Source organism: Cupriavidus sp. JZ107 (genome assembly GCF_053903255.1).
This window is the reverse complement of record NZ_CP096480.1, coordinates 1860870-1887628: the sequence shown is the minus strand read 5'-3', so window position 1 is coordinate 1887628 and position 26759 is coordinate 1860870. Positions and strand designations below refer to the sequence as shown.

Below are 26759 nucleotides of genomic sequence, written 5' to 3'. Positions count from 1 at the left end.
TTTACCTTTGCTTTTCCAGCCGGCCGCTATCCGCGGGAATGGTCCGCCTGCGGATTGCCGCGTCGAACCGGCGCGACGTCCTGGCAGCCGAAGGCATTGAGCTGTACCGACATGCGAACCAGCTCGGCGAAGGAGCCGGCGGCCATCTTGCGCATCACTTGCCGCCGATGGATTTGCAGCGTGACTTCGCTGATGCCCAGCTGCGCCGCCGCCTGCTTGTTCAGCAGGCCGCTGACCGCCAATGCGAAGACTTCGCGCTCGCGGGGTGTCAGCAGTGCATGGCGCCGGAGCAGGTCCGCCACTTCGGTGCGCTGTGCCAGCGTCTGCCGGTGTTTGGCGAGCGCGGCTGCCACGGCGGTAACCAGTTGATCGTCGCTGAACGGCTTGGACAGGAAGTCGATGGCACCGGCGCGCATCGCGCGCACCGTCATCGGGATGTCGCCATGGCCGGAGATGAATACGATCGGCGGATGCGCGCCGCCGGCCAGCTCGCATTGCAGGTCCAGGCCATTGACGTCCGGCAGCCTGACATCGAGAACCAGGCAGGACGGCGTCTGCGGCCGCTCGCAGGCGATGTACTCCTGCGCGGACCGGCATGCCACCACGCCCATCCCCATGGACTTCAACAGGTCCGTGGTGGCTTCCAGTACCGACGGGTCGTCGTCGATGACGAATACTGTGCTGTCCCGATTCATGTCCGTTCCATGGCGGTTGTCATTGTGGCGGCGGCGCGCCCTGCGGCGCACCGGTCTCGGTGGCGGCCCGTGGCAGCACCACGCGCAGGATGGCGCCATGCGGCCGGTTCGACGTCGCCGCGATGTGGCCGCCGAACGCTTCCACGATCGATCGGCAGATCGACAGGCCCATGCCGAGCGCGCCGCGCTTGGTCGTGACGAAGGCGTCGAAGCAGTCGCGGCCGTTCAGCGACGGAAAGCCGGGGCCAGTATCGCGAACCTCGATCAGATAACCGTCCGGATGATCGCCGTCCGTCAGCACCGTCAATGTGCGGGCGGCCTCGGACGCGCCGCTCATGGCGTCGATCGCGTTGACCAGCAGGTTCAGCATGACTTGCTGCAGCTGTACCCGGTCCGCGGTGGGCCGCATCGGCGAGCGGCCGAACGTGGTCTCGATCGCAATGCCCTTGCGGACCGCCTCCGGCGCGATCAACGAGATCGTCGTGGCAGCCACCTCATTGATATCGACCGCTTCCGCGGCGGGAGCGACCTTCCTGACCAGTTCCCGTGTCCGGTCAAGGACTTCGGCCGCATGCATGCCGCCGCCAACGATGCGCTGCAGCGCATCCCGGGCCTTGTCCAGGTGCGGCGTTTCTGCCGCAAGCTCGGCCAGTGCCGCCATGCCGCTGGCGGCGATGTCCGCGAGCGGACGCTTGACGTCGTGCGCGATCCAGTCGGACAGTTGGCCGATCGTGGCGAGGCGGTTGGCATGGGCGAGCTCGACATGCAGCTCGCGGCTGCGCCTTTCGCTGTCCAGCGCCCGCTGCTCCGCGGCCTTGCGGTCCGACAGGTCCAGCACGAAGGCGACGCCGCTGCGCGCTTCGTCGAACATGGCCGCGCCGATCAGGATCGGGACGCGCGTGCCGTCCTTGCGGATGTACTGTTTCTCCCAAGGCGCCATCGCGCCTGTTTCCCGCAGCTGCTGCAGCTTTGCCGACATCTGGGTTCGCCATTCCGGCGGGGTCATCTCGCGCCAGCTGATGCCGCCCCGCTCGACATCGGACCGGTCATAGCCTGTCATCGCGAGAAACGCATCGTTGGCGTAGGTGACGTTGCCATTCAGGTCCCAGAACAGGATCCCGATGACGTCGGATTCCACCAGCAGCCGCAGCCGCGCTTCCCGCTTTTCCAGCTCGGCATACAGTCTGGCGTTCTCGATCGCGGCGGCAGCATGCGTGGCCAGTATCTCGAGGATGTCGAGCCGCGTCGCGCGGAATGCGCCCGGGGTGTCGTTGTGCGCAAGATAGAGCACGGTCATCTGCCCACCGAAGCCCGCTATCGGCAGGCACAGCACCGAGCGCAGGCCTTGGCGGGCCACGGCCGGCTCGCCGGCAAACCGCTCGTCGCCGCGGGCATCGTCCACGATCAACGTCTTGCCGCGCTTGACCAGATGCCGGAGGATCGCTTCGGGCCAGCGCCGCGGCGCGTCGCCATTGCCGAGGTCGACCGCCACGCCGTCCGCGGCGAAGCGGGCCGAAGCCATGGTCTCCACCTCGTTCGAATGATGCAGGCGAAGCAGCGCCCCGCATTGCGCCCCCGTGGACTCGAGCACGGCACGCATCACCGTCACCAGCAGCCTGTCGAGCGCGAAATCGTCGTTGACCGGCGACGGCCGCTTGACGAAATCGGCAAAGCTGAACTGGTGCAGCGGCATCATTGCCGTCGGAGCCGGCTCCGCTGCATCCGCCGTGAATCGACTGGCGATCGGATGGGCACGTTGCAATTGATCCACCTTGGCCCGGGCGCCCCACTGCCAGTAGGCCTCGATGGCGTCGTGCAGGTAGATGGCCGCGATGCGTTCGAGCCCTCGCTCCTGGTAAAAGCGCGCGGCCAGCTCGGCCGCCAGCGCCAGGACATGCCTGAATCCGTTCTTGCCGGCGGCCCGTGCACTGCGTTCGTACAGCTGGCCGGCTTCCAGCGTGCGACCTTCGATCCGGGCGATCTCGGCGCCCAGCAGCAGGTGCTTGTCGGTGAAGGTGCGCGATTGCGATTCGGCGGCCCATTTGCGGATCGTCAGATAGTGCTCGTCGAGCTGCGCGCGCAGCGCCGGACGCCGCTCCTCGGGTGCCGAATTCCAGGCGGCCGCGGCGGCCAGCCCGGTATAGAACCGGTACTCGAGATGGCGGACCAGGTGGATCTGGCCGGGCGGCCCTTGCTGGAATCGCTTCGATGCCGCGAGCGCCGCGTCGTGCTGGCCGGCCAGATAGAGCAGCATGGTCATCGACGTCCAGTAGAGTTGGGAGACGACATTCAGCCGCGGTCCGCGGACGTCGGCTTCGAACGCGGTGCCGTCGAAGTCGTCACCCGTAAAGTCAGTCAGGCTACGGGTCTGTCCGCGCAGGCAGGCAATGGTGCGCTCCAGCGTCGTCAGCAGCGCGATGCCGTCCTGGAATCCGGTTTCCCGCGCAAAACCGAGGTAGGCAAGGCACATCCGGGCGTCCTCCGCAAGATCGCGGCCCTGCATGAACTGATGGATGGCGCAGTGGAAGGCGGAGAAGCAGGCGAAATAGATGTCGCCCGCCTCGATGCCCTTCTGGTAGGCCAGGCGCGACCATTCGACGCTTTTCTCCAGCGGCTGCGTCCAGGCCGCCGTCAATGCCATCGTATTGAACGTCCTGGAAGTTTCACGGCTGGTGGCGGCCTGGGCGGCTTGCGCGGCCCGCTCGCATGCGTCCAGGGCCAGGCGATGTCCCTCGCGGTAGCGCCCCAGCGCGGGGCCCATCAGCAATCCGAACAGCGCGAATCCCTGGTTGGACGAGCGGGCCGATCCATGGTCGAGGCTCAGCGTCACCATGTTGCAGACCACGACGATGGCCAGCCTGAAGTCGGTGAAGCTGGCCGCCGGCCACGTATCGGCGAGCAGCCGCATCGACATCAGCCGCAGCGGATCGGTCATGGCCGGCAAGCCGGCGATCGACCGCACGGCATGCTCGTCGAACCGGCGCCAGGCCGATTCGAGGGCGAGGTGCACGTCGTCGGCGCAGGGATGGGCGTCCAGCGAGATGCCGAGCCGGTTCAGTGCCGCGACCGCCGTGTCGACGGCCAGATCGTTCTCCGAGCTGACCATGTGCAACTCGATCTTCAGGCGATTGGCCGCGGCGATCTCCAGTTCGGTGCGGGCGAGCGTGAACAGCTCGCCGATCATGGCCTTCGCCTCCGCCACGCCGCCGGCAAGGAAGCGGCATTCGGCATGTTCGAGCGCGAGCTCGTATGCCAGGGCGCGCTGATCGCGTTCATCGGCGCTGGCCAGTTGAGCGCGGCCGGTCGCCAGGTAGTCGCATGCCGCCGCGTAGGCGGTGGAGGCCCTTGCCTTGCGGCCGGCGCGCAGATTCAGCGCCGCAACGTGCGGCCGTTGCGCCGCGGAGATCGGTCCGCCGCGATTCAGATGGCCGACGATCTCGAAAAGGTGGTCGTCGAGATCTCCGTCCGTCGTGTTGTTCAGCAGCAGCATCCCGATGCGCCGATGCATCTGGCTCCTGGCGGCATCCGGTTCCAGCGCATAGGCGGCCTCGTGGACGCGGTCGTGAGCGAAGGCGTACTCGCTCGAATACCGCAGCACCAGTCCGAGCGCGATCGCTTCCTCGAGATGGCGGCGGACGTCCTTCTCGCTGGCCGACAGTGCTATGGCCAGCTTGTACGCCGGCGTCCGGCTTCCCATGCAGGCCAGCACCGTGACCGCGTGGAGCGACGCCTCGGAAAGGCGTGTCAAACGCTCGACCATCAGACCGACGATGTTGTCGTCGATCTCGCGCCGGCGAATTCGCTCGAGGTCCCAGCCCCAGCCGCGGCTCGGGACGTCATAGACCAGCAGGCCATCGTCCGCCAGCGCGGCGACGAACTGCACGATGAAGAACGGATTGTCGCCAGTCTTGTCCAGGATGCACGCACTCAGTGCGGACACCGCGCTGACAGGACATTTCACCGCGTCGGCGATCATCTGCGCGACCTGCGCCTTGCCGATGCCGCGCAGCGAAATATCCAGCGGCGGGCTGGGCTGGGCGTGAAGTTCATCGAGCAGGCTGGCGAGTTCCGGCCGGCCTTCCACTTCGTTGCTGCGGTACGAGCCGATCAGCAGCAGGTTGGCCATGTCGGGATGCGTTGCCAGGTCGCGAAACAGGTCCAGCGTCGCGGTGTCCAGCCACTGCAGATCGTCCAGGAACAGGACCAGCGGATGCCCGGGACGGGCGAATACCCCGATGAAGCTGCGGAACACGCGCAGGAAGCGCGCCCGCGCCTCGGTGCCGGAAAGCTCCGAGATCTCCGGCTGCGGGCCGAGCAGATGCTTCAAGTCGGGGATCAGGTCGACGATCAGGCCGCCATGGCCGCCCAGCGCCGCCTGCAGCGGCGCACGCCAGGCCTGCAGCTCATGCTCGGTCTTGCCGAGCAGCTCGCGGACCAGAGGCTGGAGTGCTTGCGCCACGGCTGTGTACGGCTCGGCGCGCTTGTACTGGTCGAACTTGCCGATCGCGAAGGGGGCGGTCGACGCCGCGATGGTCTTGCGCAACGCGTCGATCAGCGCGGACTTGCCGATACCGGAATAGCCGGAGACCAGCACCACCCGGCGCTCGCCCGCATTGGCGACGTCGGCATAAGCGGCTTCGAGCTGCGCCAGCTCGGCGTCGCGGCCATAGAGTCCTTCGCGGAAGCGGAATCGTTCGGGCGATTCGCCCGCCCCGGGGGGAAACGGCCGAATCGTCCGGTCGGCCTCCCATTGCGCCAGGCAACGGGCAAGATCGGATGCCAGCCCGCTCGCGCTCTGGTAGCGGTCGCACGGGCTCTTGCCGAGCAGTTTCATCACGATGTCGGAGAGCTGCGCCGGCACCGATTCACGCCGGTGCATGGGCGGAGCCGGTTGCCTGGCCAGATGGCCATGGATCCATTCCGCCGGGCTCGATGCGGTCAGGGGCAACGTGCCCGTGAGCAGTTCGTAAAGCGTGACGCCCAGCGAGTACAGGTCGCTTCGTTGGTCGACGCGCCGATGGATGCGGCCGGTCTGCTCCGGTGCCATATAGGCGAACGTGCCGAACGTTGGGGCTTCGTCTCCCGGATCCTGGCCGGGCGGCACCGCGATGCCGAAGCCGGTCAGGCGGGCGGTGCCCGTCGCCGCATCGAACAGGACGTTTCCCGTACGGATATCCCGGTGAAGCCATCCCGCCTGGTGCATCTTCGAAACGGCGGTGGCCAGCGCGATCGCGATGGCCAGGAATCGCTCGATGGCCAGCGCCGGCCCGGCCAGCCGCGACGCGATGTCGCCGCCCGGATCGTGCAGCAGCAGTGCGCCGCTCTGCTCGACGAAGGCAAGCGGAACGACCGCCCATTCGCCATCGAGCCGCTCCTTCAGCCGGTCTTCGTGGCGCAGGCGGGCGCAATCCGGCTTGCGGCCGGGGCGGCCGACCGCTTCGACCACCAGCAGCGCAGATGCAAGGGGCTTCGCAGGGGAGGGGTGTCCGCGATAGATCCGGCGATCGGGCTCGTCGGACAGCAGTTCGATGTGGCCGCCGAACCAGTCGCCAGCTGGGCGCGGGTCATGCATCGCGACGATCTCCGTGCACGTCCTGTCTCCCTTGTCGGACTGGTCCGCGTAGTCGTGTAGCCGCGGCCAGCGCGGCCGTCGGGGTGCCATATGATCGCGCGAACCGCGCCGACTATCCAGCCCGCGGTATGCCGCTCGACATCATACAAAGCCATGATTTACGTACGGGCCCAAATGCTGTTGCCTGCGGGCCCTTGGACAGGGCGCGGAGGCGCTGCCGCTGCGCCGAGACACCCGGCGGCGTCGATCCTGCCGCTGGCGATCGCCGTCGCGGCAAGGCGGTCGGTCCAGTGGCCGCTGACGATCAGGCCGCCGCGATGCGCGAGCCGGACGCCCGCCGCGAACGGCTGGCAACAGGTGGCGTGGCCGGACCCTGTGGCCTGAAGGTGGACATAGGCCAGGGCTTCGGTGCCGACCGCGCGTACGGCCGCTTGCGCACGCGCCAGTTCCGCCGCCGTCGTTGGCAGGCTCAAGTTCAGCCCGACGCGGCCCGGCGGCCATGTGGTCAGCAGCGCCTGGACCGCGTCGCGCAGGAAGCCGCTGTCGGCCGACGTCCGGCCGATCCGATCCGGCCACGTACCGAGCGTCGCGGCAAGCTCGACCCCATCGAAGCCCGCGTCGATGGCCTGCTCCGCCGCGGTACGGTACGCGTCGAGCGCCGCATCGATCTGGTCCTCGTTCAGCGGCAAGCCGACCGCACCGGCCGATGCGCCGATGCGCGCCACGGCAATGCCGCCTGCCGCATGGATCGAACGCGTGGTCTCGAGCCAGCCATTGACCTCGCCGGCGCAGGCGATCCCCCTTGTCAGCGGATGACCCTGTCCGGCCAGCGCGCCGTCGGCCAGCGCGCAGACCCTCAATCGGCCTTCGGCGGTTCCGTGGCTGTCGGCCTGGCGGGCGCAGCGGACAGGGTCCGCCGGGGCGCCGACCATGAAGATCCGGTGTCGCAGGCGTAGCGCGCCCAGGGTCAATGGCAGGAGCAGGGCTCGAAATGGTTCGGCGGTCATGGTGGGGTGAGGCAGTGCCGCGGGGACACCGTTGATGTTGGTCCAGCGGTGCGGCAGGGGCGAGTTATTCGTTGCTAAGAATCGCCCGGCATGGCCGCGGGCCGGCGGGAGTTGGGGCGGGCAGGGATCAGGCGCCCGCAGCGTTCTTAGCAAGTCTTAACTCGCGTTATGCGCAGGCGCCGACAAGAATGACCGCAATGCATTTCTGTCTCCACTGAGCTACAGATCCCCATGAATACGCCGCCAGCCGCCACGTTTGGCCTTGCCGCAAGGCGCGTTCCGCCGCCTCCGACCGCCCGCGCCGCGAGCTCGCTGTTCGAGCCCGGCGTCACGCGACATGTGATGGACAACGGGGTGCCGGGGCGCGGCGCTCCGTTGTCACCGGGCGCCCGGGTTCAGGCACGGCGGGGGGCAAGCTGGCTGATGCCGGTCACGGTGTGGGAGTCCTCCGCGGATGGCGGGGCCGCGCCCGCACCGCCGCCTGTAGACGGCCATATCCTGGAGTGGCATTTGTCGGCCTCCACCGTGCAGCGGGTGTTGCCGTCCGGCCACATCATCGAAACGCTGCCGCCGAACGGCTTCCTGCTCCGCCCGATGGGTCTGTCGCTGCGGGTGAAGACGGCCGGCCCGACCTGCTACGTCCATTTCCATCTGGCCGACTCCTTTCTGCGTACCGTCGCCGTGGACTGGCTCGGCGATGCGGCCGACTGCGACGGCTTGCTTTGCTGCGGGCAACTGATGAGAAGCGATGCTCAGCTTGTGTCGATGCTCGATGTGTATTTGCGCCGCGCGCTGGACCCTGACGAAGCGCCGACCCGGCTCGAAATGGACAGTCGCGCCCACCTGATTGCGTTGCAGGTCCTGCGGCGCCATTCCACGCTGGTCGAGGGGCAGCTCCGCGCCAGGCGCGGCGGCCTGGCGCCCCATCAGTTGAAGAAGGCCTGCGAGCTGATGACGCGCGATCTCGCCGAGGATATTCCGCTGAGCGTGCTGGCTGGCGAGATCGGCGTTTCGTACCATCACTTCTGCCACGCCTTCAAGATGTCCACCGGACAGCCGCCACGGCAATGGCTGGTCGAGCGCAGGGTCGAGGCCGCGTGCGAACTGTTGCGGACCACGCGCATGACGGTGACCGAGATTGCCGCTGCCGTCGGATATGACGACCAGAACCAGCTGCTGCGCGTGTTTCGCAGCAGGCGCGGGACCACTCCCGGCGCGTATCGGCGCGAATTCCAGGATGTCGCCGGCGGCGCGGCCGTGGCCATGACCGTGGCCGCATGATGGCTTGAGGCCGAGCATGGAATCGGCTCGCTCGGCGCGAGCGCCCTGCAATGTGTCATACAATCGCCCGCTTTTTCGCCGGGCATGCCTTTGCCTCACCCGATTGGACTAATAGAAAGCTGTGATTCCGGCGCGCGCCCGCGTCACGGTATCTTCGCGCCGGAAGCCGTCATCGAGTCGGGGACGCAATGGTCGAGCGATTTCAATTCCTTGTTCCGGGAGCGAACGGCGCTGCCCTGATGGCGCGGCAGGGGCCATAGCCATGGCGCCCGAAGCGACGCTGAACTTCGGCCCTTTCAGCCTGCTCCCGCGTCAGCGCGTATTGCTGGAGGGCGGGGTGCCGGTACGGCTTGGCAGCCGCGCGTTCGATCTGCTTGTGACGCTGGTGGAGCGGGCTGGCGAAATCGTTCCGAACGCCGAACTGATGGCGCGCGTCTGGCCGAATGTGATCGTCGAATCCGGCGCGCTCAGGGTCCATCTGGCCGGCCTGCGCAAGGCGCTTGGCGATGGCCGGCAGGCACAGCGCTACATCGTCAACGTGCCGATGCAGGGCTACTGCTTCGTTGCTCAGGTCACGCCGGGAAGCGCGCCGGATTTGCCGGCAACGACTGCCTCCGAAGCAGGCGGAGCGGGCGGGATGGCCGGTGCAGGCGGCCCGATACCCACGGCAACAGGCACCGTGCCGGCCCCGCAAGCGCCGATGGCGATGCCGCTGCCCGCGCAGGTAGCGCGCGTGATCGGCCGGGACGAGGTCGTCGCCGAACTGGTGCGGGAGCTGCCGCAGCGGCGGTGCGTCACGGTGACCGGACCGGCCGGAATGGGCAAGACCACGGTCGCACTCGCCGCGGCAAGGCAGCTTTCCCCTACGTTTGGCCAGCACGCGGTATTCGTCAATCTGGCGCCGCTCAAGGACGCCTCGCTGGTCACCAACACCGTTACCGCCGCGCTCGGGATTTCCGCGCCCGGTGCGGCATCCTTGCACGTCCTGCTGACCCATCTGCGGGACCGTCGCGTCCTGATCGTGCTGGACAATTGCGAGCATGTGATCGAGTCCGCCGCGGAACTGGCCGAGGCGCTGCTGACAGGCGCGCCTGGCGTCCATTTGCTGATGACCAGCCGCGAGCCGCTGCGCATCCACGGCGAATGGGTCCAGCGGCTCGGCTCGCTCAGCGTACCTCCCATGCTGGAAAAGCTCAGCGTGCACCAGACGCTCGGCTATGCGTCGGCGGACCTGTTCGTCGAGCGCGTCAGGGCCAGCCTAGATTCGTTCGAGCTATGCGAAGCCGATCTGCCGGCCCTTGGCCGGATTTGCCGCGCGCTCGACGGCATACCGCTGGCACTTGAACTGGCGGCCGCGGGGGTGGACCGGCTCGGCATGCGCGGCGTGGCTGCCCATCTCGACGATCGGCTCGGCCTGCTGACCCGTGGACGCCGCACCGCGCTGCCGCGCCACCAGACTCTGCGGGCGGCGCTGGACTGGAGCTATGCGCTGCTGCCCGAACCGGAGCGCTGCCTGCTGCGAAGCCTGTCGATCTTCCGTGGCCGGTTTACCGCGGAAGGGGCCAGGGCCCTGATGGACGGCTGCGCGATGGCCGGCGATGTCGACGAGCATCTGTACAACCTGGTCAGCAAGTCGCTGCTGATGTCGGACGTCAGTGGGGAGGTCGCGCAGTACTGGCTGCTGGAGACCACGCGCGAGTATGGGCTGGCGCAGATGGAAAGCCATGGCGAAACGGCCAGGGTGTCGCGCCTGCATGCCGGCCACATGGTGCAGCTCGCCGACGCGGCCGAACGCGCGAGGCCGCATCAGCCGCAGGGCGAATGGCTGGCGCGCCATGCCTACCTGCTCGACGACTTTCGCTTCGCGCTGCACTGGAGCCTGTCCGAGCGCGGGGATCTGAACATCGGCGCCGCGCTGGCCGGCGCCTCCGCGCCGCTGTGGTACGCGCTGTCCCATATGGCCGAATACCTGTCGCTGGTCGAGCGACTGCTCGAACTGCTGCCCGGTACGGACGCGCTCGACCCCGCTCGCGAGATCGCGGTGCGCGAGGCCCACGGCCATGCACTGTGGAACAGCCGTGGTGCAGGACCCGCTGCCATCGCGACCTTCGAGCGTGCGCTGGAGCTTGCGCAGCGGACCAATTCGATTCCAGACCAGCTGCATGCGTTATGGGGCCTGTGGCTGGTCAGCAATTCGTTGGGGGACTATCCGCTGACCGTCCGCCGGGCCAATCAGTACGGGGAGCTGGCTCCGCTGACCGGCAATCCTGCCGATGCGGTGGTGCATGACAGGATGATGACGCTGAGCATGCATTTCACGGGCCAGCATGCCAGGGCGAACTTCCACGCGCGGCGGGTGCTGGCACAACCGTTGAACGTCAATGTCAGCGCGCGGCGCAGCGGCTTCCAGTTCGACCAGCGCGTGGCGGCGCTGATGACGCTGGCGCGCATCCTGTGGCTACAGGGTTTTCCGGATAGCGCGCTCGATCATGCGGAAGGAGCGATCGAGCGGGCGCTGAACATCAACCATTCGCTGTCGCTGTGCTTTGCCATCTCGGTGGGGTGCGGGCCGGTGGCGTTCTGGAGCGGCGACGGCGAGCGGGCCGAGCGCTATACCGCTCTGTTGCGCAAACGCGCGGCGGAGTACGCACTGACGTTCTGGGGCCATTTCGGAGAAGGCTATGCGCTGGTGCTCGGCCGTCGTCGCGGCGACGTCGACCACGCCGACGTTCCGGCAAATTGGCCGCGATCGCTTCGGGACACGCTCTGCACACTCGACGCGGACCTGGTCCAGACGGCGGATTTCGAACGCGGCCGGACCGGGGTGGTACCGTGGATCTCCCCCGAGCTGTTGCGGATCGAGGGCGAACGCCTGCGCCGTCTTGGCGATGCCGAGGCCGCGGAGCGATCGATACGGGCGGGCCTGGCGATGGCCGACGAACATGGCGCCCGGTCCCTGTCGCTGCGCTGCGCGATGAGTCTGGCGGACCTTCTGGCTGATGTCGGATCGCGCGGCCCGGCGATCGACGTGCTGGCGCCGGTGTATGAAGCCTTCACCGAGGGATTAGGCACGGCGGATCTGCAGGCAGCCTCGTGCCTGTTGAAGCGGCTGGCGTGAGGGCGCCGGCGGTCAGGCGATCGCGCTGGCGCCGATGCTGTCGAGCACGAAGCGGACGCGGGTGGCCACGTCGGCTCGCGGCAGTTCGATCAGCGTATAGCCGCAATCGCGATACGCCTGCGCGACGGCATCAAAGGTGCGCTCGGCTTCGTCCAGCGATTGCTTGCGCTCCGCGTCCTGCCGATAGATTTCCGGCCACGGCGGTGCGATGAAGACCTGTTGCCGATAGCGGAATGCGACGGCGGCCCGCAGCAGATGCTTCGGCACCGGCAGTTCGCACAGCCGCAGATAGCCGATGACGTCCGGCACGCCGCGATCGAACAATACCGGGCCCGCTTGCCGCTGCCCCATGCGATAGGACCTCAGTTCCCAGCCGAGCATCGCCTCGGCGAAGGCCTGCCGGTCGCGCCACGGCAACGCGGGGCCGTCGATCGCGACCTGATCCTGGATGATGCCGCGGCCCGCTTCTTCCGAGCGGGCGTAGCCTTGCTGCTCGAGCGCATCGATCAGCGTGCTCTTGCCCGAGCCCGGGCCGCCGGTGAAGACGATCAACCGGGCGGTATTGTCGGTGCCGCGGGCGGCGGCATGGCGGCCCGTCAGGCCCATGTCTTGTGCTGACATTGCTCCTTCCTCAAGTTGGGAGTATGGGGTGCTTCGGTTTGGCGCACTCGCGCCGCGACTACTTCGACGTGGCGATGCGCGCCGTCAACAGCGGGTAGGGATTGATCGCGCCGGCCGGCGTATAGATGCCGTAGTGCAGATGCGGCGGCGTACCGCGCGCGTTGCCGGTATTGCCGACATAGCCGAGCACGGTGCCCGGCATGACGCGATCGCCGGGCGCGATCTCGCCATAGCGGTCGAGGTGGGCGTAGTAGTGCATCTGCCGGCCCGGTCCCATGACCCAGACGACCTGGCCGCCGAGATTGTTGGTGCCGACGCGGGACACGATGCCTTCGGTCGCCGACACGACTTCGCGTCCGCGCGGCGCGAAGATGTCGATGCCCTGATGCCGGCGGCCGCCGGAGCGCGCGGCATTCCAGGTATCGCGCAACGCGTTGGCCGATACGCCCGCGACCGGCACCGGCAGCGCTTTCGGCGCCGGCATCGCGGCCAGGCGGATGCCGTAGACCATGCGATCCAGCACCGGCTGGAGGCGCGGCCAGGCCCACCAGGCGACGGCCGCTAAGGCCGCGATCCACAACCAGCCGGACCGCCTGCGCAGGATCGACACGGTGGTCAGTCCGTCGCGGTGGTCGCCGGCCCGCGCGGAATCAGGCGGCCCTCGTGGTGGCAATCGACACGCCGGCCTGCAGCGTGCGGGTGACCGGTGTCTTGCCGGCGATTTCCAGCAGGCGTTCCCACTGCTCGTCGCTCAGCGATGCCGACGTGTGCAACGTGCGTTCGATCCGCGTATCGCCGTCGCGGTTCTTCAGCAGCGTCAGCTCGACGCGAAGATCGCCGAGGTCCCAGCCCTTGCGGTCCGCATACATCCGCAGCGTGATCGCGGTGCACGCGCCCAGCCCGGTCAGCACATAGTCGTACGGAGCCGGCCCGGCATCCTGTCCGCCGGCCCTGGCGGGCTCGTCGGACACCAGCTGATGCTTGCCGGTGGTGATCTCGTGCCGGTAATTCGGTCCGGCGGCGCGGACGCTGGCGTGGGAAACCGGGGTCATGAAGGGGCTCCTGTCGGCGACTTCGAACGGCGAAGGGTCTGCGCAATGCCGCACCGCGGCGGCGCATGGCAGTGCTGCCTACACTATCACTTCGGGCTGGACCCGTACACTGGAACGCCGAAAGCCTGCGCCGGAAATCCAGCGGATTGCCATCGCCTTACCATTGGCGGCCCTCGCATATGTACGTGCATCGGGTCCCATGGACGCCGACACATATGCGGATATTGCCAGCGACCCAGGAGGCTTCCCAATGCCCGAAGTCGAAACTGGAGTACGAATATTTGTCCCCCAACACGGCAGCGATCTCGGCTTCCACGTCGTTGAAGTCCTTGCCGAGATACTTGTCAGCCTGGCGTACGAACTCCCTTCCACGGTCTGCCCAGGCATCTTGCTCTACGCGTGCCAGCCGATGTCGTTTGCGCTGCCACAAGATCCAGGCGGCAAGGCATCCGAGCGCCGCAGCTTCGATCAATATCAATGACATCAGGATTCTGCCGGGCCCACTGCGGGATCCAGCGTCGCGTTGACGGTGACTGGCGCATCGACCCGCCGGGCACCCCGTTCCCAACGGTGTCGGACGGCGCGGGAACGAAGACTCGGCGCGACCAACGGAACGCCGATGCATGCGGCGTTGAACAGAATCGCAAGAAAGGTCGATAGCAGCGGCCGCAATCCGGGCGGTGATCTCCTGGCATGGCAAGCTGCCAGTTTATCGCGGCTGCGCGCCATCAGAGCACCGCGCGCAGCCGTGCATCCTGCCATCGATGCCCGGCAACGGCGCAACGTGTTGGTTCAGGTGTGTGCCTCAATTCGTCGTCAACACCCGCACCGGCCCGCGCCGCTCCAGCATGTCGACGACGACATGCCGGCCCGAGCGCCGCAGCGCGACGTCGGCCGAGCCGCCGCCGACCGCGAGGTTGCGGAAGACCACCTCGTCGAGGAAAGCCGGCAGAGCCGGCTCGTCGAAGGTGATATGCACGCGTTCGGTGTCGAAGCCCAGCCCCAGGCTGGCCTGCAGCATGTACAGCGGCGCGGCCGCGGCCCAGGCCTGCGGGATGCAGGCGACCGGATAGAAGGTCGGGCCCTGCGTGCCCTGGCGCGGGAAGCCGCAGAACAGCTCGGGCAGGCGGCGCAGGTCGATATAGGTCGACGCCGCGAACAGGCCCTCGAAGATCCGTGCCGCCTCTCGATGGAAGCCGTAACGGGCCATGCCGCCGGCGATCAGTGCATTGTCGTGCGGCCAGACCGAGCCGTTGTGATAGCTCATCGGGTTGTAGCGCGCCTCGTTCGACGCGACGGTCCGCACGCCCCATCCGCAGAACGACGTTCCCGACATCAGCGTGCGGACCACCGCGGGCGCGCGCTCGGGAAACGCGATGCCGGTCAGCAGCGCATGGCCCGCGTTCGACGTGCGCACCCGGCAGGGCCGCTTGTCGCCATCGAGCGCGAGCACGTAGGTGCCAAGCGCCTCGTCGAAGAACGCCGCGTCGAAGGCCGCGCGCAGCGCCTCGGCGCGCGCGGCGCATTGGGTGGCGCGCTCCGTCATGCCCAGTTGCCCCGCAATGTCGGCGCCGGCCTGCCAGGCACCGTAGACGTAGGCCTGCACCTCGGCCAGTGCGATCGCTCCCTTGGCCAGCGTGCCGTCCGCGTGGAACACCGAGTCCTGGCTGTCCTTCCAGCCCTGGTTGACCAGCCCTTCGGTGGTGCGCCTGCCGTACTCGACGAAGCCGTCGCCATCGCGGTCGCCATAGCGCTCGATCCACTGCAGCGCGGCCTCGAGGCTCGGCCACAGCCGCTGCAGCGTGCCCAGGTCTCCGGTGCGATGCAGATAGGCGCCGGCCAGCATCACGAACAGCGGCGTCGAATCGATGCTGCCGTAGTAGCGGCGGAACGGCACCTCGCCGAGTTCGGCCATCTCGCCGTGCCGTACCTCGTGAAGGATCTTGCCGGGCTCGGCATCGGCGGCGGCATCGTTGTCGGTGGCCTGATTGGCCGCCAGATAGCCGAGCACGCCGCGCGCGATATTCGGGTCCAGCCACAGCGTCTCCAGCGCCGTGATCAGCGCGTCGCGGCCGAACACGGTGCTGAACCACGGAATGCCGGCGTAAGGGTACGGACCTTGCGGCGTATCGGTGATCAGCATGTACAGGTCGGACACGCTGCGCCGGACGGCCTCGTTGAAGATCTCGTTCGACGTGACGATCGAGGCCGCGCGCGAGGCCGAGTTGCGCAACGCCCGCCTGGCATCGCGCAGCGCGCTGAAGAACGTGCAGCGCGTCTGCTGCGGAATCTCGCCGATGCCGCAGCGGATCTCGACGAACAGCAGCCGCGCCTCCTTCGGCTGCAGCTCCATCGTGAAGCGGGCGCAATTGCCGGTCAGCCGTGTCGGCGCCGGATCGAACAGCAGCGCGGTGTGCCGGCTCTGCTGGTCCAGTCCGGTATAGCCGAGGATGACCCGATTGTTGGTGATGCGGGCCGGATGGTGTTCGCCGCGGCGCTCGCGCTTCGAGCCGCGGACTTCGAACAGGTCGGCGAAATCCGCGGCAAACGCCAGTTCGAGCTGGATGCGGCGCGGCTTGTCGTCATAGTTGCGGATCAGCAGCCGCTCGTAGCATGTCGCATTCCACAGGAAGCGCGAGCGGCGCAGATGGAGCACGTCGTGTTCGACCGTTAGCTGGCCATCGCCGTCGAACAGATCGGGATTGGTCAGGTCGCAGGTCAGCGTCGCGTTGTCGTCGCGCAGCGTCGATGACAGCAGCATCGGCCGCGCGCCATCGATCGACAGGAACAGGTGCGACAGATGGCGGCAGTCCCGATGGAATACGCCCTCGGGACTGCCGGGACCGGACAGCGCATCGCCATTGTGGTCGAACACGGCGAAGGTATCGCCATGCTTGAGCGTGCGCGGCCTTCGTTCCTGCAGCGACGCGGCGGCCGGGATGAAGAACTGGGCGAGCTGGGTACCGCCGGGCCCGCTGGGCGCCGGCGCGTGGGTAGCGGCAACAGTGCTGGCGGTTGGCATCGTCGCGATCCTTTGCGGTTCAGGCGAGGGCACGCAGACCGACGCGATCGCTGCCGATCGCGTTGCCCACCGTTGCTCCCATGGCACGGCGCAGCAGCGCACCGGCGTTCAGGTCGGCCAGGCTGCGATAGATCTCGACATACCGCTGCGCCATTTGTTCCACGGTGAAGCGGCGCTCGAAGGTGGCGCGGATCCGGCCCCGGTCCAGTTCGTCGATGCGTCCGACCGCTTCCGCCGCCTGCTCGATGTCGTCGACGATAAAGCCGGTCACGCCCTCGTCGATGACTTCGGGCACCGAGCCGCAGCGATAGGCGATCACCGGTGTGCCGCAGGCCATCGCCTCGATCATCACCAGGCCGAACGGCTCCGGCCAATCGATCGGGAACAGCAACGCGCGGGCATTGCCGAGGAATTCGGCCTTCTGGTGCTCGTTGATTTCGCCGATGAACCTGACTTTCGGATGCGCGGCGATCATCGGCGCGATGACCTCGTCCCAATAGGCCTGGTCGGCCTTGTCGATCTTGGCGGCGATCTTCAGCGGCATGCCGGTACGCGCCGCGATCTCGATCGCGCGATCGGGCCGCTTTTCCGGCGAGATGCGGCCGAGGAAGGCCAGATAGCCCCCCTTCGGATCGGCGGTGAAGGGCAGCAGGTCGCGCGGCAGCCCATGGTGCACCGTGCCGACCCAGTTGACAGGCGGCATCGGCCGGCGCTGGTGGTCGGAGATCGACACCAGCGGAAACTCCGGAAACGCGCGATAGAACGGCGCCAGATCGGGCAGATCGAGCCGGCCATGCAGCGTGGTGACGGTGCGCTCGGCGATATCGCGGATCAGCGGGAAATGCAGCAGGTCGATGTGGAAGTGCAGCACATCGAAGTCGTCGGCACGCCGACGGACCTCGTCCAGCATCATGACGTGATAGGGGATCGGGTCTTTCACCCTGGGATCGAGCCGTAGCGCGATGTCGGAGCCGCGTACCAGCTTCGCGGCGGTCCTGGAGTCGCCGCTGGCGAACAGGGTCACGTCATGACCCTGGCGGACCAGCTCTTCGGTCAGATAGGACACGATGCGCTCGGTGCCGCCGTAGAGCTTGGGTGGGCAACGCTCGGCAAGCGGGGCGATCTGGGCAATCTTCATCAGCAAACCTCCTCTTCAAGCGAAGTTGACTGTCCGGAAGCCGCGCGGCCGCGATGGCCGGCGCGGCGTGGGTGCCGTTCCAGAGAAGACGGGCCGACGCCAAAATAGGGGCGGCTGTGTGACCTTCAAGAGCCCGCCTCCCCAAATTTTTTGGGCGGCGCAGCTGCGCCGCCCTTCTGGATTAGTTATATGCGATGCCGAAACGGTGTGAAGAGCGGGCCGCATGGCGGCTTTGCGCAAAGGGATGTTCGGTGTTCAGCGCTGGCCGTCGCCGAGACCATGACGGGCATGCCATTGCGCCAGCGACTCCTCGGGCCACTGGCCGCAATGGATATGGCCCTTGCCGCGCGGCACGTCGACCCAGGGCGCCGCAAAGTCCAGCGCCGCCTCGACGACCTCGGGCGGCCGCGGCAGCGGGGTATCGATCGCCGACGCATGCGGATGGACCAGCTCCGGCCAGCGCGGGTCCCATAGCCACAGCGGGCTGCCGCATTGCAGGCAGAAATGGCGCGATGCCGGCGAGCGGGTCGCGCGCTTGCCCGGCTCGCGCATCACGGCGTGATAGATGCCCAGATGCTTGCGGCCCCGTACGCGCAGCGTGTTGGCGTCGGCGCCCAGATTGATCGCATAACCGCCCGAGCCCGCCGTCTTGCGGCAGATCGAGCAATGGCAATGCATGAACGGGTAATACGAAGACGACTCGACGCTGAAATGCACCGCGCCGCAATGACAGGAGCCTTCCAGATGCATGGCGACCTCATCTTCCAGAGTGGTGGATCGAGGTTCCCATTGTGGAAGCTGATCGCTGGAATACCAATCGAATGCCAATCCGCAGGCCGGGATGCAGGGAGGACGCCGCGCAAAACAAAAAGCCCGCCGATCTTGCGATCGGCGGGCTTTCTGCTTGTTGCTGGCGGAGTGGACGGGACTCGAACCCGCGACCCCCGGCGTGACAGGCCGGTATTCTAACCGACTGAACTACCACTCCTTGTCGGCATCCGGACGCCTTTGGCGACCGGTCAAGCTGGCGTCCCCTAGGGGATTCGAACCCCTGTACTCACCGTGAAAGGGTGATGTCCTAGGCCTCTAGACGAAGGGGACTGGAACCGTTTCGCTAACGCTGTGTTTTGCGTCGCGAGGGGCGCAAGTATAACCCCGTTTTTTTCGCGTGTGAAGCCTCTTCGATGCAATTGGCGAATTGGCGGGCAGGGTAGATGCCTATGGCATCATTCCGGCACGACAACATGAGGATGGACATGATTCAGGACACGCACAGCAAGCTGATCGGTTATTTGCTCTGGATCTTCGGATTCACCGGCTCGCATCGTTTCTACTATGGCAAACCGGTAACGGGCACGATCTGGTTCCTGACGCTGGGCCTGCTTGGCATCGGCTGGCTGATCGACCTGTTTCTGATTCCCGGCATGGACCGGGATGCCGACCGCCGTTTCACCTCCGGCCGCGTGGATTTCAATATCGCCTGGATCCTGCTGACCTTCCTCGGCATCTTCGGCGTGCATCGGATGTATATGCGCAAATGGCTGACCGGCCTGCTGTATCTGGTGACCGGCGGCTTCTTCCTGATCGGCGTGCTCTACGACTTCTGGACGCTCAACGATCAGGTGTCCGACAAGAACCGCGTGTTTTCCTGAGCGGCGGACCGATTCGAATGCGCACGGAGCGCTGACCGATGGCAGGCAGGCAAGGCGCCCTGGGCCTGAAAGGCATCGCGCTGCTGGAGGCGGCCAAGGGCGCGCTGGTGGTGCTGGCCGGGATCGGCCTCGCGGCGCTGCTGCATCGCGACGCGCAGGCACTGGCCGAAGCCATCGTCGCGCGGCTGCACCTGAATCCGGGCAGCCGCTATCCGACGATCTTCCTGTCGCTGGCCGCGCATCCCGACGATCCCCGCCTGTGGGCCATCGGCGCGTCGGCCGCGGTCTATGCGGCGATGCGCTTCGCCGAGGCCTATGGGCTGTGGCACGAGCGCGCCTGGGCCCAATGGCTGGGCGTCTGGTCCGGCGCGATCTATATTCCGGTGGAACTTTACGAAGCGGCGCGGCATCCGACCTGGATACACATCGGCGTGGCCGTCGCCAACGTGGCGATCGTTGCCTATCTGGCCGCGAGCCTGGCCCGCCGTCGCGGCACGCAGCGATGACAGGCCCCTGATCCCGGCACGATATCTGCAACGCCTGTAACGGGAACGGCCCGGGGTTGCCAAGGGACGATCGAAGACCGACCACGCGAGGAGCCCGATATGCCTGAATCGAACGATCCGACTCGATCATCGGCCGATCCATCTGCAAGGCCGCGGCATTTCTCGATGATCCGCGAGCTGGCGCTGGCCGACGTCTTCACGCTGGCCAATGCGGGCTGCGGCATGGCGTCGGTGTTCTTCGCGATGTTCTACATCGACAGCCAGTCGCTGCGGCATTTCCTGATCGCGGCGGCCTTCGCGCCCGCGGCCTTCTTCTTCGACGTGATCGACGGCCGTGTCGCGCGCTGGCGCCATGCGCATTCGGCGCTGGGCCGCGAGCTCGATTCGCTGGCCGACATCATCTCGTTCGGCGTCGGTCCCGCGGCGCTGGCCTTTGCCGCCGGCATGCGCGGCGGCTGGGACCTGATTGCGCTGATCTATTTCGTCTGCTGCGGCGTCAGCCGGCTCGCGCGCTTCAACGTCACGGCCGAATCGCTGTCCGGGGCCAGCGGCAAGGTCGCCTATTTCGAGGGCACGCCGATCCCGACCAGCGTGGTGCTGACCGGCGTGCTGGCGCTGTGCGCCTGGCAGGGGCGCATCGGCGACGCGCTGTTCGGCGGTGCCTGGACGCTCGGTCCCGCGGTGCTGCATCCGCTCGTGCTGCTGTTCGTGCTGTCGGGCTCGCTGATGATCAGCAAGACGCTGCGGATTCCGAAGTTCTGAGGCGGCGATCGTCTATCCCAGGCCCTTATCGCAGCCCCCTTATCGCAGCCCTTATCGCAGCCCTTATTGCAGCCCTTATTGCAGCCCTTATTGCAGCTCCTATCGCAGCCGCTATCGCAGCGACAGCCACACGGTCTTCGGCTCCGTGAAGTTCTGCAGCGCCGCGTCGCCATGCTCGCGGCCCAGTCCCGAGTCGCCGGCCCCGCCCCACGGCAGCCGGACATCGGTATAGCCATAGGTATTGATCCAGACGGTGCCGGCCTTCAGCTCGCCGGCGACGCGGTGTACGCGGCCGATGTCGGCGCTCCAGACGCCGGCCGCCAGGCTGAACGCGGTCCCGTTGGCGATGCGGATCGCATCGGCCTCGTCGTCGAACGGAATCACGCTGGCCACCGGGCCGAAGATCTCTTCCTGCGAGATGCGCATCTCGTGCGCGACGTTGGCGAAAACCGTGGGCGCGACGAAGTAGCCGCGCTCGCCGACACGCATGCCGCCGGCCACCGCCGACGCCCCTTCCTGCTTGCCGATCTCGATATAGTCGAGCACCGTCTTCAGTTGCGCGCTGGACACCAGCGGACCCATCGTCGTATCGGGCAAGGCCGGGTCACCGACGCGGATCGCGCGGGCCCGTTCGGCGAGCCGCTCGACCACCTCGTCGTAGACGGCGCGTTGCGCGAGGATGCGCGATCCCGCGGAGCAGACCTGGCCGGCGTTGAAGAAAATGCCTGACGCCGCGGCGCGTACCGCCGCGTCGAGATCCGCGTCGGCAAAGATGAGGTTGGCCGATTTGCCGCCCAGTTCGAGCGTGACGCGCTTGAAGTTGCCGGCCGCCCCCTGCATGATGCCGCGGCCCACGCCGGGCGAGCCGGTGAAGGTCACCTTGTCGACGCCGGGATGGCCGACCAGCGCATCGCCTACCACGCTGCCCTTGCCGGTGACGATATTGAGCACGCCGGGCGGCAGGCCCGCTTCGAGCGCCAGTTCACCGACGCGCAGTGCCGACAGCGGTGCAATTTCCGCGGGTTTGACGATCACGGTGCAGCCGCATGCCAGCGCCGGCGCGATCTTCCACATGCCTATCATCAGCGGGAAATTCCACGGCACGATCGCGGCCACCACGCCGACCGGTTCGCGCACGGTATAGGTCAGCGCATCGGGGCGGGCCGGTATCACGTCGCCGTGGATCTTGTCGGCCCAGCCGGCGTAGTAGCGCACGGTGTCGATCACCGCCGGCATATCCTGCCGACGCACGGCGGCCAGCGGCTTGCCGGCGTCAAGGCTTTCCAGTGCGACCAGCTCGTCGCGATGGGCCTCGAGCAGATCGGCGAAGCGCTGCAGGATGCGGCCACGCTCGGCGGCACGCATGCGGCTCCAGCCCTTCAGCGCGCGGCGTGCGGTCTGCACCGCCAGATCGACCTCGGCCGGACTGCCTTGTGCGACCAGCGCGATCGGAGCCTCGGTGGCGGGATTGATGTCGGTCGAATAGGCCCCGGAAATGGGCGCGACGCGCTCGGCGCCGATCAGCAGATCGTGCCGCGGCAGCGCGGAAGAGTTGGGCCAGATCGGCGAACTCGGCGAACCAGGCGAGTGAAGCGGCGACGGCATGATGGCTCCTCACGGGATCGACCCCGATGCTGTGTCGATTCAGTGTCCGCAAGCCAGCAGTCAAAGTCCAATTAATAGATCGGATTGATTTATCAAAAAAACTTATCCAAGTGCAACGGCCGCATTGTTGCCGGTCGCGTCTAACCCCGCGCCATGCTTTCCGGCGCGACCAGCGCCACGATCGCCGCGTGCAACTCCGCGGCGACCACGGGCTTGTGCAGCAGCACCGTGCCACTCGCATGCACGCTGCGCAGCCGGTCGGCCGCGGTATCGCCGGTAATGATGATCGCGGGTACCGCTTCCCCCAACTGCTTGCGCAGCGCGGCCATGGCCTGCAGGCCATCCCGGTTTCCGCGCAGCCGATAGTCCGCGACGATCAGATTGGGCCGGAACGCCGGCAGGCAGGCCAGCGCATCGCGCTCGGACTCCGCCGCCCGGCAGTCGCATTGCCAGCCCGACAGCAATTCGGTCATCGCCAGCCGGATATGCGGATCGTCGTCGATGACCAGCGCGCGCACCGCGGGCAGCGGCTTCAGCGGTGCCGGGGCATCGCTTGGCAGTCGATGTACCAGCGCATCGATGCCGGCCGGCGGCAGCCAGACCCACGGCAGCGCCATGCGGAACACCGAACCGCGCCGCGGCGTCGACGCCAGCGTGACTTCGGTGGACATCGTCCGTGCCAGACCGCTGGCGATCGACAGTCCCAGCCCCAGGCCCTTGCGCTGATCGCGCTCGGGATTGCCGAGCTGATGGAACTCCTGAAAGATCGCCGCGTGCTGCGACGCCGGGATGCCGATCCCCGTATCCCATACCTCCACCACCGCGTGTTCGCCGCGCCGGCGGCAGCCCACCAGCACGCCGCCGCGCTCGGTATAGCGGATCGCATTGGCGATCAGATTGCGCAGCACCAGTTCGACCAGCGCCGGATCGGCAAACACGGCGCAGGTGGTCTCGCGCGTCCGGTAGACCAGGCCGCGCGCTTCCGCCAGCGGCGCGAATTCGCTTTCGAGCCGGTAGAGCAGCGGTTGCAGGCGGAACGCCATCGGCCGGGCCTGCACCACGCCGGCTTCGAGCTTGGAGAAGTCGAGCAAGGTGTTCAGCATCGCCCGCGCGGCATCCGACGCGGACTCGATATGCGTCAGCAGCTGGCGCTGCTTGTCGTCGAGCGCGGTGCGGCTCAGCGACACCAGGAACAGGCCCAGAGCATGCAGCGGCTGGCGCAGGTCGTGGCTGGCCGAGGCGAGGAATACCGACTTCGCGCGGCTTGCCTGTTCGGCCTCGCGCTGGGCCGATTCGGCGCGCGCGGTCTGTTCGCGCAGCTGGCCGATCAGTTCGATATTCTCGAAGCGCAGCGCGATCGAATGCCGCGCCACGCGCGCGTAATTGCGCGCGAAGATGATCAGCACGATCAGATAGAGAGGCGTTGCCAGGAACATCGGCAGATAGTCCGGGTCGCCGGTGGCCAGGAAACTGATCCATACCGGCAGGATCGCCGGCACGAAGAAGCCGACGGCGACCGGCAGGCAGGCCGAGAACACCGCGAGCGCAGCGGCGCTCATGCCCGCGATCAAGCACAGCACCGAAATGACGATGGGTGGTTGACGAACATCCAGATAGAGCAGGGCGATCAATCCCCACAACGCGCCGATGCAGGTCAGCAGCATCGTCATCCAGCGCGCGTAGTACGGCGCGCCGGCCTCGCTGGTGCGGGCCGGCATGCGATGGCGGCCGAGCACGCCGTAGGCGCAGGCCAGCGTCATCGCGGCCATCCATGGCCACGCCAGCGGACGATCGCCGGACAGCACCAGCCCCGCGGTCAGGAACCAGGATGCCAGTGCGCAGCCGACCATGGCGACGCTGAAGCTCTGGTCCAGCAGGTCCATCTGCGCGGCCAGCAGCCGGCCCTCGTCGAAGCGCGGCAGCAAGGGCAGCCGCCGGCGGCCGCTGGCGGGCTTCACCGCGCGGCCTGTATCAGGCCGCGCCGCTGGGCCTCGATGATGGCCTCGACGCGGCTGACCACGCCAAGGTGATCGAGGATGGCGGCGACATGCACGCGCACCGTGTTCTCCGACAGGCCGAGATGGTGCGCGATGATCTTGTTGGAGCGGCCCAGCGCCAGCTGGCCCAGCACCTCGAGCTGGCGCGGTGTCAGTTGGCTCGGCAGGTAGCGTGCCGCGCCGGTGGCGGACTGGCCCGGCACGATGGCGTCATCGGCCGCGCGGAAGAAGTAGCTGCCGCCCTGCAGGCAGCGGGCAATCGCCTGCTCGATCTGCGTGGCATCCGCCGATTTCGGCAGGAACCCGGCCACGTCCTTCAGCACGTCCGCGGGAATCGCATCGCGGCCGGACGTGCCGGAGACGATCAGGATGCGCGCCGCGGGGAAATGCCGGCGCAGCACCCGCACGCCCTCGATGCCGTTCAGGCCCGGCAGCTGGATGTCGAGCAGGATGATGTCGATCGCCGCGCCGGCATGATGTTGCACCGCCTCCATCACCGTGCCGGCCTCGGCGATCGCGGACACGCTCGGGCTGTCTGCCAGCAGCAGACGCAGTCCGGTTCGGAACAGCGTATGGTCGTCGATCAGCAGCAGGCGGGCATCGGGCATGGTGGTCGGGAATGGGCCGGTCATCGGCATCGCGCGGCGGGGCCGATGCGCGCCGATCGCGGCTGCCGACCCTCGTCAGTGCTGGATTGGAATCGATTCCCGCTCGCTTGTCCATGCCCGCGATCGGACGCCAACTAGTCCGGATGGATTATTGGCGGGACGGGCGCATGGTGCGAGGATGCGCCCTGAGCGGAACCGCGACTCGCTCATACCACTTTGGAATACCCGCACCTCCCGGCTGCGGGTATTTTTTTGCCCGGGCCTTGTTCACCGATATGGCCGCCGTGCATGGCGGTCATTCGCGGCAATGATCCAGCCCCATCATGCAGCCTGGTCCAGTGGCCACACCCGCGTATCGCGCGGCGTATCGAAGCGATAGTCGCTGTAGGGGCGCGCAAACAGCTCCGTGCCAAGACGCTCGGCCTGCGCCATCGCGTCGGTCGGATCGCGTACCACCTCGCCGCGGCGATTGCCGGTGCCACGCACCACGCCTGCCAATTGCGAATCGGTATAGCGGGCATACTCCTGCAATTGATGGACGATGCCGAGTGCCGCGCCGGCATAGCTTTCCTCCGAGGCCAGCACGAGCCCCAGCCGCTTGCGGGCGAGCTTGGGCATCACGTTGGCGGAATCCGGATGCGAGGCGGCGTAGTAGCAGAACATCCGGTCGAAGAAGGCCTTGGTCTGCGCCGACAGGCCATACCAATAGATCGGCGAGCAGAACACCACGCCGGCCGCCGGCAGGAAGTCCTGCAGCAACAGATCGCGATAGCCGTCGTCGATGCCGCAGCTGCCATCGGGACGGCGGCATTGGCGGCAGTCGCGCAGCAGCCCGCCGATATGGTCGTCGAGAAAACGCAGCTTGACCGGATGGCCGGCGCGCTCGGCGCCGCGCTGCACGGCCTGCGCCATCACCGCCGAATTGCCGTCCCGCCGGGGGCTGCCGACCAGGATCAATACCGAGCCGGCAGAAGGGGTTTGGGAGACAGTGGTGTCCGTCATCATGTTCCTTGCATTGTGGGGTAGCGACACGGCGACTGTAGGATGGCGGCTGCGGCGCGACAAACGAGCAATTCTCGCGTCGGATCAATTGGATTCATCCCAGCGTTTTGTGCGCATTTTTCGGAGCGCATTGCATGTTCGCTTCCTTGCCGATCGCCGCCCTGCGGGTATTCGAGTCCGCGGCGCGGCATCTGAGCTTCAAGGCCGCCGCGGCCGAGCTGTCAGTGACGCCGGCCGCGGTATCGCATCAAGTGCGCGGACTGGAGTCCTGCCTGGGTGTGGCGCTGTTTACGCGCTTGCCGCGCGGTGTCGCGCTGACGGTCGAAGGCGAGCGGCTGTTCCATCGAATGCATGGCGCGCTGCTCGATGTGGCACAAGCGATCGACGAGCTGCTGCCGCAGCCTGCGGCCGGGTCGCTGACGGTGACCACCACCATGTCGTTCGCGGCGCTGTGGCTGGTGCCGCGGCTCGGACGCTTCTATCAGGCTCATCCCGATGTGCATGTACGGATCGACAGCGACGGCGCGCCGGTCGACCTGCATCAGGACGCGCGCATCGACGTAGCGATCCGCTATGGCACCAGCGCCTGGCCCTCGCTGCTGAACGCGTGCCGCCTCGGCGAAACCTTCGGCGTCTATGGATCGCCGGCCCGGATCGCGGCGGCCGGCGTAGGGGCCCCCGAACTGATCACGGTTCGCTGGACCGATTCCACGCTGTACGACGATGGCTGGCAGGCGTGGTGCGATGCCGCCGGTGTGCGCTGGCTGCAGGATGGCGCGACGATGCGCGCCTACGAGGAAGAAAGCTATGCGCTGCAGGCCGCCGTCGCGGGACAGGGGCTGGTGCTGGCCAGTTCGATCATGGTATCCGACAGCGTGCGCAACGGGATGCTGCAGCCGTACCGGCCCGATATCACGGTAGCCGGTGCCGCCTATACGGCGCTGTGCGTGCCCGGACGCGAGCGCCATCCGCCGGTGCGCGCATTTCTCGCCTGGCTGGCGCGGGAATGGGCTGAATAGCGTCATATCATTCAGATCGTGGCGGTTCCGCCAGCGGCCCTGGGAGGAAAGCATGCCGATCGCAGCCCGACACCGTGGTGCCCTTGCCGCCCGCCTCGCAAG

At 67.3% G+C, this 26759-nt stretch carries 20 protein-coding genes and 2 tRNA genes; 7 read left to right on the top strand and 15 right to left on the bottom strand.

Annotated elements, in window-relative coordinates:
* Nucleotides 1–26: 26 nt before the first annotated feature.
* The 3 genes from M1D55_RS08090 to M1D55_RS08080 form a co-directional block, all read right to left on the bottom strand.
* The gene (locus M1D55_RS08090; protein WP_023263277.1) at nucleotides 27–695 is read right to left on the bottom strand and encodes a response regulator transcription factor; all 669 of its coding nucleotides are present in this window, start codon (nucleotides 693–695) and stop codon (nucleotides 27–29) included.
* A 19-nt stretch (nucleotides 696–714) separates the two neighbouring features.
* Nucleotides 715–6267 (bottom strand): trifunctional serine/threonine-protein kinase/ATP-binding protein/sensor histidine kinase, encoded by a 5553-nt coding sequence (locus M1D55_RS08085; RefSeq protein ID WP_456280613.1) that lies wholly within the window; start codon nucleotides 6265–6267, stop codon nucleotides 715–717.
* A gap of 158 nt (nucleotides 6268–6425) precedes the next feature.
* Nucleotides 6426–7274, bottom strand: coding sequence for a hypothetical protein (locus M1D55_RS08080; RefSeq protein WP_456280612.1), 849 nt, complete (start codon nucleotides 7272–7274; stop codon nucleotides 6426–6428).
* A gap of 231 nt (nucleotides 7275–7505) precedes the next feature.
* Between M1D55_RS08080 and M1D55_RS08075 the strand changes: the two genes are divergently transcribed.
* The gene (locus M1D55_RS08075; protein ID WP_456280611.1) at nucleotides 7506–8555 is read left to right on the top strand and encodes a helix-turn-helix domain-containing protein; all 1050 of its coding nucleotides are present in this window, start codon (nucleotides 7506–7508) and stop codon (nucleotides 8553–8555) included.
* 121 nt (nucleotides 8556–8676) lie between these two features.
* Nucleotides 8677–11673, top strand: coding sequence for an ATP-binding protein (locus M1D55_RS08070; RefSeq protein WP_456280610.1), 2997 nt, complete (start codon nucleotides 8677–8679; stop codon nucleotides 11671–11673).
* A gap of 12 nt (nucleotides 11674–11685) precedes the next feature.
* Here the strand turns inward: M1D55_RS08070 and M1D55_RS08065 are convergent, their stop codons facing one another.
* The 3 genes from M1D55_RS08065 to M1D55_RS08055 all read right to left on the bottom strand — a co-directional run bounded on the left by M1D55_RS08065 (nucleotide 11686) and on the right by M1D55_RS08055 (nucleotide 13346).
* A complete protein-coding gene (locus M1D55_RS08065; RefSeq protein WP_456281329.1) occupies nucleotides 11686–12279 on the bottom strand; it encodes an AAA family ATPase in 594 nt (197 codons plus the stop codon).
* Nucleotides 12280–12352: 73 nt separating this feature from the next.
* On the bottom strand, nucleotides 12353–12805 hold the full coding sequence (locus tag M1D55_RS08060) for a M23 family metallopeptidase (protein ID WP_157071884.1): 453 nt from the start codon (nucleotides 12803–12805) through the stop codon (nucleotides 12353–12355).
* 139 nt (nucleotides 12806–12944) lie between these two features.
* A complete protein-coding gene (locus M1D55_RS08055; protein ID WP_064576279.1) occupies nucleotides 12945–13346 on the bottom strand; it encodes an OsmC family protein in 402 nt (133 codons plus the stop codon).
* Between M1D55_RS08055 and M1D55_RS08050 the strand changes: the two genes are divergently transcribed.
* Complete coding sequence (locus M1D55_RS08050) at nucleotides 13345–13827, top strand: hypothetical protein (protein WP_456280609.1); 483 nt, start codon at nucleotides 13345–13347, stop codon at nucleotides 13825–13827. The genes M1D55_RS08055 and M1D55_RS08050 overlap by 2 nt on opposite strands.
* Before the next feature lie 324 nt (nucleotides 13828–14151).
* Here M1D55_RS08050 and M1D55_RS08045 read toward each other — a convergent pair whose 3' ends face one another.
* The 5 genes from M1D55_RS08045 to M1D55_RS08025 form a co-directional block, all read right to left on the bottom strand.
* Nucleotides 14152–16368 carry an amylo-alpha-1,6-glucosidase gene (locus M1D55_RS08045; RefSeq protein ID WP_456280608.1) on the bottom strand — a complete coding sequence of 739 codons (2217 nt, stop codon included), beginning with the start codon at nucleotides 16366–16368 and terminating at the stop codon, nucleotides 14152–14154.
* Between the two features lie 19 nt (nucleotides 16369–16387).
* Nucleotides 16388–17506: a glycosyltransferase family 4 protein gene (locus tag M1D55_RS08040; RefSeq protein ID WP_006576637.1), complete on the bottom strand. Its 1119-nt coding sequence runs from the start codon at nucleotides 17504–17506 to the stop codon at nucleotides 16388–16390.
* A gap of 255 nt (nucleotides 17507–17761) precedes the next feature.
* The gene (locus M1D55_RS08035) at nucleotides 17762–18256 is read right to left on the bottom strand and encodes a GFA family protein (RefSeq protein ID WP_456280607.1); all 495 of its coding nucleotides are present in this window, start codon (nucleotides 18254–18256) and stop codon (nucleotides 17762–17764) included.
* 161 nt (nucleotides 18257–18417) lie between these two features.
* A tRNA-Asp gene (locus M1D55_RS08030) sits at nucleotides 18418–18494 on the bottom strand.
* Nucleotides 18495–18531: 37 nt separating this feature from the next.
* Nucleotides 18532–18607: transfer RNA gene (locus M1D55_RS08025), tRNA-Glu, on the bottom strand.
* 155 nt (nucleotides 18608–18762) lie between these two features.
* Here M1D55_RS08025 and M1D55_RS08020 point away from each other — a divergent pair.
* The 3 genes from M1D55_RS08020 (at nucleotide 18763) to M1D55_RS08010 (ending at nucleotide 20426) form a co-directional block, all read left to right on the top strand.
* Entirely contained in the window at nucleotides 18763–19158 is a 396-nt protein-coding gene (locus tag M1D55_RS08020; protein ID WP_197498343.1) for an NINE protein, read from the top strand.
* Between the two features lie 38 nt (nucleotides 19159–19196).
* The gene (locus tag M1D55_RS08015; protein ID WP_456280606.1) at nucleotides 19197–19664 is read left to right on the top strand and encodes a DUF2127 domain-containing protein; all 468 of its coding nucleotides are present in this window, start codon (nucleotides 19197–19199) and stop codon (nucleotides 19662–19664) included.
* Nucleotides 19665–19829: 165 nt separating this feature from the next.
* Nucleotides 19830–20426: a CDP-alcohol phosphatidyltransferase family protein gene (locus M1D55_RS08010; protein ID WP_043436551.1), complete on the top strand. Its 597-nt coding sequence runs from the start codon at nucleotides 19830–19832 to the stop codon at nucleotides 20424–20426.
* A gap of 111 nt (nucleotides 20427–20537) precedes the next feature.
* On the opposite strand, the gene M1D55_RS08005 is transcribed toward M1D55_RS08010, so the two are convergent.
* The 4 genes from M1D55_RS08005 to M1D55_RS07990 form a co-directional block, all read right to left on the bottom strand.
* The gene (locus tag M1D55_RS08005; protein WP_456280605.1) at nucleotides 20538–22031 is read right to left on the bottom strand and encodes an aldehyde dehydrogenase family protein; all 1494 of its coding nucleotides are present in this window, start codon (nucleotides 22029–22031) and stop codon (nucleotides 20538–20540) included.
* Between the two features lie 140 nt (nucleotides 22032–22171).
* Nucleotides 22172–23989, bottom strand: coding sequence for an ATP-binding response regulator (locus M1D55_RS08000; RefSeq protein ID WP_006576642.1), 1818 nt, complete (start codon nucleotides 23987–23989; stop codon nucleotides 22172–22174).
* Entirely contained in the window at nucleotides 23986–24636 is a 651-nt protein-coding gene (locus M1D55_RS07995; protein ID WP_043436556.1) for a response regulator transcription factor, read from the bottom strand. The genes M1D55_RS08000 and M1D55_RS07995 overlap by 4 nt, the downstream gene beginning before the upstream one ends.
* A 321-nt stretch (nucleotides 24637–24957) precedes the next feature.
* Complete coding sequence (locus M1D55_RS07990) at nucleotides 24958–25638, bottom strand: NAD(P)H-dependent oxidoreductase (RefSeq protein WP_440268236.1); 681 nt, start codon at nucleotides 25636–25638, stop codon at nucleotides 24958–24960.
* A gap of 134 nt (nucleotides 25639–25772) precedes the next feature.
* Here M1D55_RS07990 and M1D55_RS07985 point away from each other — a divergent pair, with 134 nt between their 5' ends.
* Nucleotides 25773–26657 (top strand): LysR substrate-binding domain-containing protein, encoded by an 885-nt coding sequence (locus M1D55_RS07985; protein ID WP_006576645.1) that lies wholly within the window; start codon nucleotides 25773–25775, stop codon nucleotides 26655–26657.
* Nucleotides 26658–26759 lie beyond the last annotated feature (102 nt).